The 11,841-nt window shown below is 69.0% G+C and carries 10 protein-coding genes; 5 read left to right on the forward strand and 5 right to left on the reverse strand.

Translation table 11 applies throughout. The features are described from left to right. The first annotated feature begins 4 nt into the window (after positions 1–4). On the forward strand, positions 5–949 hold the full coding sequence (locus tag FMM06_RS15685) for a diacylglycerol/lipid kinase family protein (RefSeq protein WP_144335257.1): 945 nt from the start codon (positions 5–7) through the stop codon (positions 947–949). On the opposite strand, the gene FMM06_RS15690 is transcribed toward FMM06_RS15685, so the two are convergent. Both FMM06_RS15690 and FMM06_RS15695 read right to left on the reverse strand, forming a co-directional pair. Further along, positions 921–1,757 carry a metallophosphoesterase family protein gene (locus FMM06_RS15690; RefSeq protein ID WP_144335258.1) on the reverse strand — a complete coding sequence of 279 codons (837 nt, stop codon included), beginning with the start codon at positions 1,755–1,757 and terminating at the stop codon, positions 921–923. The genes FMM06_RS15685 and FMM06_RS15690 overlap by 29 nt on opposite strands. Positions 1,758–1,796: 39 nt before the next feature. Next, the gene (locus FMM06_RS15695) at positions 1,797–3,410 is read right to left on the reverse strand and encodes a phytoene desaturase family protein (protein WP_144335259.1); all 1,614 of its coding nucleotides are present in this window, start codon (positions 3,408–3,410) and stop codon (positions 1,797–1,799) included. A gap of 308 nt (positions 3,411–3,718) precedes the next feature. On the opposite strand from FMM06_RS15695, the gene FMM06_RS17300 reads away from it, so the two are divergent. The 3 genes from FMM06_RS17300 (at position 3,719) to FMM06_RS15710 (ending at position 6,231) form a co-directional block, all read left to right on the forward strand. After that, a complete protein-coding gene (locus FMM06_RS17300; protein ID WP_144335260.1) occupies positions 3,719–4,405 on the forward strand; it encodes a PEPxxWA-CTERM sorting domain-containing protein in 687 nt (228 codons plus the stop codon). 64 nt (positions 4,406–4,469) lie between these two features. Continuing rightward, positions 4,470–5,237: a PEPxxWA-CTERM sorting domain-containing protein gene (locus FMM06_RS15705; RefSeq protein ID WP_144335261.1), complete on the forward strand. Its 768-nt coding sequence runs from the start codon at positions 4,470–4,472 to the stop codon at positions 5,235–5,237. Positions 5,238–5,361: 124 nt separating this feature from the next. After that, positions 5,362–6,231: a sterol desaturase family protein gene (locus FMM06_RS15710; protein WP_207790299.1), complete on the forward strand. Its 870-nt coding sequence runs from the start codon at positions 5,362–5,364 to the stop codon at positions 6,229–6,231. On the opposite strand, the gene FMM06_RS15715 is transcribed toward FMM06_RS15710, so the two are convergent. Both FMM06_RS15715 and FMM06_RS15720 read right to left on the reverse strand, forming a co-directional pair. Next, on the reverse strand, positions 6,154–7,044 hold the full coding sequence (locus FMM06_RS15715) for an NAD-dependent epimerase/dehydratase family protein (protein WP_144335262.1): 891 nt from the start codon (positions 7,042–7,044) through the stop codon (positions 6,154–6,156). The genes FMM06_RS15710 and FMM06_RS15715 overlap by 78 nt on opposite strands. Positions 7,045–7,182: 138 nt before the next feature. Next, on the reverse strand, positions 7,183–8,937 hold the full coding sequence (locus tag FMM06_RS15720; protein ID WP_235889344.1) for a fatty acyl-AMP ligase: 1,755 nt from the start codon (positions 8,935–8,937) through the stop codon (positions 7,183–7,185). 149 nt (positions 8,938–9,086) lie between these two features. Here FMM06_RS15720 and FMM06_RS15725 point away from each other — a divergent pair, with 149 nt between their 5' ends. Then, positions 9,087–9,608 (forward strand): regulatory protein RecX, encoded by a 522-nt coding sequence (locus FMM06_RS15725; RefSeq protein WP_235889345.1) that lies wholly within the window; start codon positions 9,087–9,089, stop codon positions 9,606–9,608. A 5-nt stretch (positions 9,609–9,613) separates the two neighbouring features. Here the strand turns inward: FMM06_RS15725 and FMM06_RS15730 are convergent, their stop codons facing one another. Continuing rightward, the gene (locus FMM06_RS15730; protein ID WP_144335264.1) at positions 9,614–11,752 is read right to left on the reverse strand and encodes a sugar nucleotide-binding protein; all 2,139 of its coding nucleotides are present in this window, start codon (positions 11,750–11,752) and stop codon (positions 9,614–9,616) included. Positions 11,753–11,841: the final 89 nt, after the last annotated feature.

An 11,841-nucleotide genomic window follows, 5' to 3' on the forward strand; every position in this document is an offset into this window, starting at 1 on the left:
CGCGATGACCAGCACCACCGCCGAGCGCGAAGCCGAAAAACAGCGCCTCGGTGACAGGATCGCCGACGAGCGCCGCATCTCGATCGTCGTCAACACGCGTTCCAGGAAGGGCAAGCATCTGTTCGACGAGGCGTGCGAGCGCTTCAAGGCGGTCGGCTTCACCCTCGACGCGGCGCACGCGGTGCCCGACCCGAAGCATCTCGACACCCGCGTCTGCGAGGTCATCGCCGGCGGCGCGACGCTGGTCGCGGTCGGCGGCGGCGACGGGACGATCAGCTCGGTGTCGCGCCACTTCATCGGCAAGGCGGCGGTGCTCGGCGTGCTGCCGCTCGGCACCGCCAACAGCTTCGCGCGCAGCCTCGGCGTCCCGCAGGATCTGCAGGGCGCCATCGAAACGCTGGCCTCGGGCCGCGTCGCGGACGTCGACCTGGGCCGCATCGACGATCATTATTTCACCAATGCCGCCGCCATCGGCCTGCCCGCGCTGATCGGCGAGACGGTGCCCCACGGGCTGAAGGCGGTACTCGGCCGCGTCGGCTATCTCGGCTGGGCAGCATACCAGTTGGCGCGCCTGAAGCCCTTCGAATGCACGCTGATCGAGGACGGTCAGGAACGACGCTATAGCGCGCTCGAGGTGCGGATCAGCAACGGCAGCTACCTGGGCGGGCTCGAGGTCGCGGAGGAGGCGAGCGTCAACAGCCGCGACCTGACCATCCAGATCGTCACCGGCCGCAGCGGCTGGACGCTGGCGAAATCATGGCTGCTCAGCGCCGTTGGCAATGGCGGCGGCGAGACGCTCGTGTCGCTGCGCACCCCCGGCCTGCGGATCGTCACCGACCCCCCGATGAGTGTCTCGGTCGACGGCGAGGTGCTGTCCGACACGCCGATCGACGTGTCGGTCGCGCGCCAGCTGCTCAAGGTCATGGTGCCGAAGGACGCGACTCCGTAGTCCAGCGCCCGTCCGCCAGCCGGTGGCACTCGATGCGCCCGGTCTCGAAGGCGCCGGTATCGCGCACGCGCACCTCGATCTCGCCTGTGTCGGTGCCGATGCGGATCAGGTTGTAGCTGTTGCGCTCGCCCCGCACCCGCGTCGACGTCGCTGTCCCCGCCTGGACGACGAGCAGGCTGCCGTGCGTCGCCGCCACGCTCTCGGCCGACCCTGCGAAGCTGCGATGGTGATGCCCCGCCAGCAGCACGTCGACGCTCGCCTCGACCGCCGCCGCCAGCGCCCGCGGCGACCGCCCCGCCGCTCCCAGCAACGCCCCCTCCTCGCCCCAGGGCAGCGCGACGAGCGGGTGATGCGTCACCAGCACGCGCATCGCGTCCGCCGACGCGTCGGCGAACAGCGCAGGCAATTCGGCAATCTGCGCCACCGACACCCGCCCGTCCGCAATCGTCAGCGACCGCGCAGTGTTGATCCCGACCACCGCCACCCCCGGCGCCGCGAAGCGCGGCGTCAGGTCGCGCGTGATGAAATGGCGATAGCGCTTGAGCGGCGTCAGGAAGCGCCGCGCGACGTCGTACAGCGGAATATCGTGATTGCCCGGCACGCCGAGCCACTTCAGCCCCAGCCCTTCGATATCCTGCAGGAACGCCCGCGCCTCCCGAAACTGCGACCGCCGTGCGCGTTGGGTGAAGTCCCCGCTGACGACGACGAGGTCGGGGCGTGCGGTATCGAGGTCGGCGAGGACGGCGGCGACCGCCGCCGGATCGTGACGACCGAAGTGGACGTCGGAGAGGTGCGCGATCTGGGCCAAGCAACTTCAACGCAGAAACGCAGCTTGCGTTTCGCGGGGCTAAACCCGCTTCCCCCTGAAATCCTTCACCACCTCGCGCGCTGCATTGTGCCCCGGCGCGCCGGTCACCCCGCCCCCGGGGTGGGTGCCGCTGCCGCACATGTAGAGGCCCTTCAGCGGGCCGCGATAGTCGCCGTGGCCCAGCATCGGGCGGGCGCTGAACAGCTGGTCGAGGGTCAGGCGGCCGTGGAAGATGTCGCCGCCGATCAGGCCGAACTTGCGTTCCAGATCGAGCGGCGAGTGGAGCTGGCGGGCGATGACGCTCGCCTTGAACCCCGGCGCCCATTTGTCGACTGCGCCGATCATGTGGTCGGCGACCGCCTCGCGCTCGTCGTCCCAGCTACGCCCGTCGGGCAGGACCGGCGCCACCTGCTGGCAGAACAGGCTGGCGACGTGGCTACCCGGTGGCGCGAGGCTGTCGTCGTAGAGCGACTGGATCAGCATCTCGACTATCGGTTCGCGCGCGACGCCGAGCGTCTTCGCGTCGAGCCAGGCGCGCTCCATGTACGCCAGCGTCGGGCCGATGATGATCCCGGCGCGCAGATGGTCGCCGCCATCGTCGGGCGCGCAGGTGAACTTCGGCAGCCCGGACAGCGCGACATTCATGCGGAATACGCCCGACCCCGAGCGGTAACCCGCGATGCGCCGCACGAACGGCGCGGGCAGCAACGCGGGGTCGATCAACTGCTGGTACAGCATCTGCGGGTGGACGTTCGACACCACGGCCTTGGCGCGGATGGTCCTGCCGCCGCTGGTGACGACGCCGACCGCGCGGCCCTTCTCGACGATCACCTCCGCCACGCCGTCGCCGACCCGCACGTCGACGCCGGCTTCGACCGCCGACTTGCAGATCGCGTCCGAGATCGCGCCCATGCCACCCATCGCGACGCCCCACACGCCCTTGACGCCGTTGACCTCGCCGAAGACGTGGTGGAGCAGGACGTAGGCGCTGCCGGGCTGGTACGGCGAGGCATAGTTGCCGACGATGCCGTCGAAGCCGAAGATCGCCTTGATCGGTTCGCTCTCGAACCAGCCGTCGAGATAGTCGCCGCACGACTTGGCGAACAGCTCGAGCAGCGTCCGCCGCTCTTCCATGTCGAGCCTGCGCATGCGGTTGCCGAGCCGCGCGCCCGCCAGGATCTCGGGCAGCGCCTCGCGCCACGATCCCTCGACGACGTTGGGCGGGGTTTCGAGGACGAGATCGCGCATCACCTCGGCGACGCTGGCGAGCTCGCCCTCATAGACGTCGAGGCGGTCGGCGTCCTTCTGGCTGAACTTGGCAACTTCCTTGTGGGTGCGCCCCTGTCCCGTGGTCAGCGATCGGCCGTCCTCGGTCGGCAGGAAGTTGGCGACGGGGCGGTGCACGATCTTCAGGCCGTGCTTCGCCAGGTCGAGGTCGGCGATGACCTTTTTGTTGAGCAGCGACACGGTGTAGCTGGCAGTCGAGTTACGAAAGCCGGGGTGGAATTCCTCGGTCACCGCCGCGCCGCCGACGATCTGGCGGCGCTCGACGAGCGTCACTTTCAGCCCCGCCCTGGCGAGATAGGCCGCACAGGTGAGGCCGTTATGCCCCCCGCCAATGACGACGACGTCGGTATCCTGGTGCCCAGCCATGCGTGTCCCCCTGCTGATGGGCGTTTCTGCCGGGGGGGCTCAACAAAGTCCATCGCGGGCCCCGGCAGAGTGTAAGATTTTCCGACAGTTCGACGTTCGTAAAGGTTAACAGCTTGAATTTATAGGCTCGTTCCGGCGTGCTAAATCATTGATTTTTCGTAAACGAACTTGGAATCGCGGCGTTAACTTGTTTGGCACACGACTTGCTTAACATTTGTTGGGTGCGGCGGGCCGCTCGCGCCCGACCGACAGAGAGCGCGCGGGGCGCTCGCTTAACCGGGTCAGCTGGCGGCCTTGAGGCTATTTTAATGCGCTTCTCTCATCTCGCAATCGCCGTGGCGGCGATCGCAGTCGGCACGACTGCCAATGCCGCCAATCTCGTCATCAACGGCTCGTTCGATGCCGACACTACTGCCACCAAGATCAACTTTCAGGGCAATGTCACCGGCTGGACCGGCGGCGCGGCGTTGACCTTCCTCGCGCCTCCGGGTTCGGCGGACGATCCCGCGCAGTATCTCGCGGTCTATGGCCCGTTCGAGGACGAGAGCCCTGACGGCGGCAATTTCATCCTTGCCGACGGCGATCCCAGTTACTCGGATGCGTTCTCGCAGACGATCAACGGGCTGACCATCGGCGGCAAGTACAAGATCGACTTCTATCAGGCGGCGGGGCAGCAGCTCGGCTTCACTGGCGCAACGACCGAGCGTTGGTCGGTGACATTCGGCACCGAAAATTTTCTCTCGGACATGTTCGAGCTGCCCGAAGCCGCTGTCGGCCCGTGGGAAGCGCAAAGCTACACCTTCACCGCAACGTCGGTCAGCCAGGTCCTGATCTTCCTCGCCGTCGGTACGCCCGGTGGCGCACCGCCGATCTCGATGCTCGACGGCGTGTCGCTGACCGCCGTTCCCGAGCCCGCGACCTGGGCCCTGCTGATCGGCGGTTTCGCCATGGTCGGCGTCGCCGCCCGTCGTCGCCGCACCACCGTCGTCGCCTGAACCCTCCCGCCTTGGCCGGGCGCGGTACGCCGCGTCCGGCCGGGCACATTGTGAAAGTAGTCAAATGCGTATCAACACCATTCTCATCGCCGCCGCACTCGCCGCCTCGGCAAGCAGCGCCGGCGCCGTCGAGCTCGTCGTCAACGGCGGCTTCGAAACCTGGGGCCTCGGCAATCAGTCGGGCCAGTTCGGGACCGCTTATGCACCGGGCGAAACGGCGCTTGCGGGCTGGACGACGTCCGGCCTGACCTATGTCTTCGTACCCGGCGACAACACTGCGGTCGGCCAGTACGGCGACTTCCAGCTGTACGGTCCGTCGAACGGCTATCCCAACGGTCTGACCACCAGCAGCCAGGGCGGCAACTATGTCGCTACGGATGCGGATCGCGGCTTCGGCACGCCGATCACGCAGCTCGTCAGCGGCTTCGAAGTCGGCAAGGAATATGTCGTCAAGTTCGAGTGGGCCGCAGCACAGCAGCTGAACTACAACGGCGCCACTTTCGAAGCGTGGCAGGCCAGCATCCTGGCGTCGAACACCACCGACCTGCGAACCGACCAGACGATCGCCGATTACGTCACGGAGACGGTCATCAATCCCCAGGCCGGCTTCCAGCCGTGGCGCAACGAGTCGTTCCGCTTCACCGCCACCGAAGCGTCGCACATCCTGCGCTTCTGGGCGACCGGCGGTCCCGGCGGTCTGCCGCCCTTCGCGCTGCTCGACGGCGTGTCGATCACCGCGGTGCCCGAGCCCGCGACCTGGGGCCTGCTGATCACCGGCTTCGCGATGGTCGGCGTCGCCGCCCGCCGCCGCCGCCGCGTGGTTGCCGCGTAACCCATGACTGCAGCCGGGCGGCGCGTCCGCCCGGCTGCCCTTGCTTTGCGGCATTTGCGCAAACGTCATCGCCGCGCGTGCGGCGACGGTGTAACGAGGTACGGTTGGTAACCGGGGTATATCTTTGACCGACGTTTCGACCTTCGCGATGCAGGTGATGAAGCTCTCCGTGTGGCTGGCGCTGCTGACGGCGATCTTCGTGCCGCTCGAACGCTGGTTCGCGCTGAAGGCGTCGCCGTGGCGGCGGGCGGAGATCGGCAACGATCTCGCATATTATTTCATCAACAATATCGTGCCCGCGATGCTGCTGGCGCTCCCGCTGGCGGCGTTGGCGACCCTGCTCCAGCATGTCGTGCCCGCCGGTTTCTACGAGGGCGTGCGCGCCCTGCCGCTGTGGGTGTCGATCCCGCTCGGCCTCGTCGTCGCCGATATCGGGGCGTACTGGGGGCATCGGCTGAGCCACGAGATCCCGTGGCTGTGGCGCTTTCACGCCGTCCACCACAGCGCCGAACATATCGACTTCATGGTCAACTCGCGCGCGCATCCGATCGACATGGTCGTCACGCGCCTGTTCGGGCTGGTGCCGCTGTACATGCTCGGGCTCGGTTCGGCGGGGGCGGCGGGGAGCATCCTGCCGGCGGTCATAGCGATCATCGGCACGCTCGCGGCGTTCTTCGTCCATGCCAACGTCCGCTGGCGGCTGGGGCCGATCGAGCAGCTGGTCGCGACGCCCGCCTTCCACCACTGGCACCACACCCGCACCGACCATATCAACCGCAACTATGCCGCGACCTTTCCATGGATCGACCGGCTGTTCGGCAGCTTCTACCTGCCGGCACACTGGCCCGATGCGTACGGCATCCCGGAGCCGCTGAGCCCGACCTTGTCCGGACAACTTCTCGCGCCGTTCACGCGGTCAGAGCCAGTCGTTCGCCCGGTACCAATCGGCGGTGGCGCGCAGCCCGTCGGCGAGGGCGACCTGCGGACGCCATAGCGCGCTCAGATTGTCGCCGCGCGTCACCCAGTCGGGGTGCGCGAGGTAACGGGCGCGCTCGGCGGTGAGACGCGAATGCCCGCCGCGCAGCCTTGCCACCGTCGTCGCCAGCGTCGCAGCGATCGCCATGCCCCAGCCGGGGACCTTGATCGGGATAACCCGCTTGCCGACAGCGACGCCGAGCGCCTGCGCCAGTTCGCGGTGACTCAGCGGCTCGCCGTCGCTGAGTTCATGCGTCGCGCGAGTGGCGGGGGCTGCGGCGAGCGCGAGCAGGGCGCGGGACAGGTCAGACGCCTCGATCATCGACGCATGACCGTCCGACGGGATCAGCGCGATGCCGTGCTTCGCCAACTGGAAAAGCGCCAGCGTCTCGCGGTCGCCCGGGCCATAGACGCCGGGCGGCCGGACGATCGACCAGTCGAGGTCCGACTCCTCGATCAGCCGCTCCGATGCCGCCTTCGACGCGCCGTATGCCGACAGGCCGGGCTCGCGCGCCGCGAGGCTCGAGACATGGACGAAGCGGCGCACCCCGGCGGCCTCTGCCACGGCGATCATCGTCGCGGTGCCCGCGACATTGCCCTCGAAGAAGCCCGCTGGGTCGGGGGCGTTGATGACGCCGGCGAGGTGGATGACGGCGTCGGCGCCTTCGCACAGGTCGGCGGGGTGAGTCAGGTCGCCGCTGACCCAAATGACGCCGGGCTGCGCGGATTGCGGGCGGCGGGTCAGCGCGCGGACTTCGTGGCCGGCAGCGACGGCCAGGCGCAGCAGGTGGCCGCCGACGAAGCCGGTACCGCCGGTGACGGCGAGGATCATCTTCTGCCCCCCTCCCTCTTCAGGGAGGGGCTGGGGGTGGGTGCGAGCGTCTTCGCGAGCCTGTCTGTAAGCAAGAAGAGCGCGGCAAGCGCAGCGCACCCACCCCCGGCCCCTCCCTGAAGAGGGAGGGGGGAAGGGTTACGCCGCAATTTCAAAGGGCTGAATCTCGCCCGACAGATACTGCAGCCGCGCCTTGCTCCGGCTCAGCTTCCCCGACGACGTTCGCGGCAGGGTCCGCGGCGGCACCAGCTCGACCACGCACGTCATGCCGGTGATGTTGCGCACCTTGTTGCGGATCGCGTCGCGCAGCACCATGCGCTCGGCCAGGTCGGACGTGCGGCACTGGACCAGCACCGCAGGCTCTTCCTCGCCCGCCGGCGAGGTGATCGAGAACGCGGCGATGTCGCCCGCCTTGAAGCCCGGCAACTGCTCGATCGCCCACTCGATGTCCTGCGGCCAGTGGTTCTTGCCGTTGATGATGATCATGTCCTTGGCGCGGCCGACGATGTAGATATAGCCGTCGACGAGGTAGCCCATGTCGCCGGTGTCGAGCCAGCCGTCGGCCAGGCACGCAGCGGTCGCCTCGGGATCGCGGAAATAGCCCGCCATGATGCCTTCGCCGCACACATAGATGCGCCCGATGCGGCGGTCCGCGAGCACGCCGCCGTCGTCGCCGCGCACCTCGACCGACAGGCCGCGCACCGGCTTGCCGCAGTTGACGATGGCGCGGTAGCGGATCGGCTTTGACGCATCGACCGGCCCGGCGCGGCCTTCGCCCGACAGCACGCGCTCGTCGACGAGGTCGGTGATGATCCCCTCGCCGATCGGCATCATGCTGACCGCAAGCGTCGCCTCGGCGAGGCCATAGCTCGGCAGGAAGGCGCTCGCCTTGAAGCCTGCGGCATCGAAGACATCGACGAAATGCTGCATGACATCGGGGCGGATCATGTCGGCGCCGTTACCTGCGACCCGCCAGCGCGACAGGTCGAAGCGCGCCGCGACGTCGATCGACGACGACACGCGCCGCGCGCAGATGTCGTAGCCGAAGGTCGGCGAATAGCTGAGCGTATGGCCCTCGTTGCGGCTGACGAGGGTCAGCCACGACAGCGGGCGGCGCGCGAAATCCTCGGTCGCGAGATAGTCGCCCGACATCTGGTTCGCCAGCGGCGAGAGCAGGCAGCCGACCAGCCCCATGTCGTGATACCAGGGCAGCCACGACACGATGCGGTCGTCGTCGCGGACCTGCGTCGCGATGGCGTGCCCTGCAAGGTTCGCCAGCAATGCGCGATGCGTGACCGCGACGCCGTGCGGGAAACGCGTGCTGCCGCTGGAATACTGGAGATAGGCGATGTCGTCGGGGGTCGCCTGCGGCAGGTCGGCGTGCGGCACCGGGGTCGCGGCGAACACCGCCCAGTCGTGCGCGGTGCAGCGCGGCAGGGTCGATGCAGCCTCCTCGACCAGCGCGAACAGCCCCGGCGGCGACAGCACGAGCAGCGGGTCGCAGCTGCCGAGCTGGGTGCGGATCTGCTCGACATAGGCGTCGCGCCCGCCGAACGAGGTGGGCAGCGGCAGCGGCGTCGGCAGCGCGCCGGCATAGACCGCGCCGAAGAAGGCGGCAGCGAAATCGGCCCCCGTCTCGGCGATCAGAGCAACACGCTCGCCCGGCGTGACGCCTGCCGCGATCAGCCGCCGCGCCTGGTCCAGCGCATCGGCGCGCAACTCGGCATAGGGATAGGCGCGTGCCAAGGTCGCACGCGCATCGAAGAAGTTCAGCCCGCGCTGGCCCTGCGCGGCATAGTCGAGCGCTTCGCCGAGCGTGGCGAAGTCGGCGATGCGGCGCGGCAACGCGTCGAGCGTTGCGGTCACGCCGTCGGTAATGGGCGAATGCAGCAAGATCGACCCTCTCTCAGACCCCTTTGCCGTGCCGGTTGCCCCGGCTCGACGCACGGCTGACCCCCGCACGCACGGCGTTCCCGATATTAAACCTTAGTTGCCGCGACGGCGCGTTCAAATTCGGACGCCACTATGGCAGAACCGTGGCGGTGAAGCCCCGACCAGATCGTTCCGAGCGACCGCCTCCGCCGCCGCTCGATGCGTCCACGCTGCGCGACCTCGCGCTGCGCTACGTCGGAAGATACGCGACGACTGCCGCGAAGTTGCAGCGCTACCTGGGCCGCAAGCTGTGGGAGCGCGGCTGGGGCGGCGACGGCGCGGCCCCCGTCGAGGCGCTGGTCGCGCAGTTCGTCGCGCAGGGCTATGTCGACGATCGCAGCTTCGGCGAGGCGCGCGCACGGGGCCTCGCGGGCAAGGGCTTCGGTGCCCGCCGCGTCGGGCAGGACCTGCAGGCGGCGGGGCTGGCGCGCGAGCTGGCGAGCGAGATCGGCGCGACGGTCGACGGGCGCGCGGCCGCCGAACGCTTTGCCCAGCGCCGTCGCTTCGGACCGTGGGACCGAAGCGGGTACGACCCCGACCGCCACCGCAAGCAGGTCGCCGCGATGCTGCGCGCCGGCCACGATTTCGCGACGGTGCGCGCCGTGCTGCGCGGCGACGCGGTCGAGGACTGACGCGGCTACTCGGCGGCGACGGCGTACCGGGCCGCTGCCGGCCGATACGCCTGCGCAAACCGCGCGATCGCTGACTCGAGCGTCGGCATCAGCTGGCCGCGTGCACTCGCGAGCCGCACGTCGCGCGGGCGTGGGGCACCGCCGTCGTCGCTGACGACACCGACGCGGCGGCGGTCGAGGCCGCTCGCATCGGCGAGCGCGCGCGCGAAGTCGGCCCAGCTCATGCCGCCCTGGTTGGCGAGGTGCCAGACGCCGCCTTCGTCGTCGATCAGCAGGTCGAGAAGCGCGTCGACGAGATCGGGCACATAGGTCGGCGAGACGATCTGGTCGGCGGCGGCGGCGAAGATCCCGAAGTTCGCCAGCGCATCGACCGCATTCACCGCGAAGTTGTGCGGATCGTCGGGCGAGAAGAATGCCGAGGTGCGGATCACCAGCGCGTCGCGGTGTGCCTCGATGACCTGCCGTTCGGCATCGGCCTTCGACCGACCATAGGCATTGAGCGGCCGCGTCGCGTCGCCCTCGACGTAAGGCGCACTCCTGCCGCCGAAGACCTGGTCCGACGAGATCTGGACGAGCGAAATGCCGCGTGCAGCGCAGGCGACCGCGAGGGTCTGGGCACCCTTGGCGTTGACCGCATCGCACAGGGCGGGCTCGCGCTCGGCCAGATCGATGTCGACGATCCCGGCGCAATTGATCACCGCCCAGGGCGTATGGCTCGCGAGCGCCCGCGCGATCGACCAGGGGTCGGTCAGCGCCAGCGTCTCCCGGTCGGTCAGCACGTGCGCCAAGCCGCGCCGGGCACACGCGGCGCTCAGTGCCCGCGCCAGCGTGCCCGTCCCGCCGGTGATCAGGATCGGACGCCCTCCCACCGCGGCTGCGGCGTCGCCGTCGTAGCCGTCGAGGAAGCGGTCGGGACGCTGCCACCAGCCGGGGGCACGAAGCAGATCGGCGTGCGGCCGCGGGCCATCGGCAGCCAGCGCTGCGAGCAGCCCTGCCATCGCGGTCGCGCGCGGCGGCGTGCTGCGCAGGTCGAAGACGCCGACCTCGTAATGCCCCTCGGGGCGAGTCAGCAGGCTGTTCCAGTCGACCGCGCCGAGCAGCGCCCACGCGGTCACCGCCTCGACCGGCACGCCCGATAGTTTCGCGGCGCGAGCGCCGTCCCAGACCTGCGCGAACCAGCGCAGCTGCTCGTCGCGCGTCGAGGCGTTGTGGCACTCGGTGATCGCGACCGGCCGCTCGTACCGCTCCCATGCGTCGCGCAGCAGCGCCTCGACCGAGATCATCGTCGGCACGGTCCGCACGGCTTCTGTATTCACGCAGTCGGCGCCGTCGCCTGCCGGGGCGACGCCGGGGTGCAGGTCGAAGCGGTGTGTCAGGAAGCGATTGCTGCACAGATAATGATTGATGCCGATCACGTCGGCCGGGCACGGGTCGGCGGCGATGGCGCGCAGGCGATCCTCCAGCCCGTGGCTCGCGATCCGCTGCCACAGCGGATGGCCGGGAACGACGCGGCCGTCGAGCAGGTCCCAGCTCAGCCAGCGGCGGTGGTTCTCAAAATCGCACTGGTCGGCCAGTTCGGGGGTTGATTGGGTCTCGCCGATGTCGTCGGTCTGCACCAGCCGCGCCGCCGGATTGACGCGGCGGATCGCACGCATCGACAGGCGCACCGCGTCGATCTGGTTGAGCAGCGCCGCCCAGCACGCTTCCTCGGTGGCGGCGTGCGGGTACCAGAGCCCGTAGAGGCAGCTGAAGCGCGCCGTCGTCAGCGGCTCGTTGACCGGGGTCCAGTCGCGCACCCAGGGGAAGCGCTCGGCGACGATGCGCGCGTGCTCGGCAAGGCCGGTGGCGAAATCGGCGTCGAGTAGGCTGGTATGCGGCGGGCCGCTGCCGTGGTGGATCAGACCGACGATGGGCCGCACGTCGAGGCGCCGCAATTCCTCGAGCTGGCGGGCTGCGCGGTCGAGCGCGTGCGCGTCGGCGGCGCAGTCCTCCCACAGCACGGGGTAGCGGATCGCGCGGATGCCGGTCGCGGCAAAGGCAGCCAGATCCTCGATCCGGTCGCCGTGGCAGGAGAAACTGGCCTGATCGGAATAGACGTCGCCGATCCGGCCGATCGTGCATTCCAGGCCGCCCCAGACCTCCATAGTTCATAGCCTTGTGCGGTTGCCGTTGAGCCTGACCCAACACGCAACCGTCCGCAGCGGTGCCGATCACGGGAACAATAATCCGGATA

Origin of the sequence: Glacieibacterium frigidum, from assembly GCF_007097155.1 — a bacterium.
In the GTDB taxonomy this organism is placed as follows: Bacteria; Pseudomonadota; Alphaproteobacteria; order Sphingomonadales; family Sphingomonadaceae; genus Glacieibacterium; species Glacieibacterium frigidum.